This is a genomic window from Bartonella sp. MR168JLCBS (genome assembly GCF_042194175.1).
This window is the reverse complement of sequence record NZ_JBHIMP010000394.1, coordinates 1-692: the sequence shown is the minus strand read 5'-3', so window position 1 is coordinate 692 and position 692 is coordinate 1. Positions and strand designations below refer to the sequence as shown.

The 692-nt window shown below is 42.3% G+C and carries 1 pseudogene; it reads right to left on the bottom strand.

Annotated features, from left to right (window positions below):
• A pseudogene (locus ACFIK8_RS11590) lies at window positions 1–692 on the bottom strand (hypothetical protein); the annotation flags it as partial.

Here is a 692-nt window from a genome sequence, read left to right as displayed (position 1 = left end):
TTTTTATCGTAATGAACAACTGCTGATTCATCAGACTGAAGACTGTTGGAAAGATCCGTTAAACCTTTCTCAAGCTGACCTTTGTTAACGGCTTCATTATCCTTGGTCGCTGCCTTCACACCAGAAAGAGTCCGATCCGCACCTGCCTTATTGGCAATATTGATTTCACTGCCTTCTACTTCTTTACCAATATTGATAACCTTTGTCTTTTCATCCTGCTTAACAAGGCTATCGCCTACGACTTTGCTAATCTCCTTGTTAATCTCATTATGAATGTTCGTGAAAGAACTGCCAACGCCTGCAAACGCTTCCGCTACACTATTATAGCTCTGCTCTTCAACAGCACTCCCATCTTCCTTGATTGTTTTAACCTTGAAACTAGGAGCAGTCCATTTCCCATCCTTATAGACAGCACCACCACCTAAAGACGTAGCAACCACAGTGCCCAAGGTATGAAGCTGTGAGCCATTAACGGCGTCTGTTGAAGTTTCACTGACAGCTCCAGCTGCAAGAGACGTTATCTTGCTGTTTTCTTGTGTCACTACAACTGTGCTGTCTTCTTTTTCTTCCTTCTTTTCATGCTGCGCTACAAAGGCATGGACTTTATCACTCCACAACAAGGCATCACCTTTAACCTCTTTCGAAATATCATCGATCTTTTGGGTAAACTTATTTTCTACATTCGTTAGATG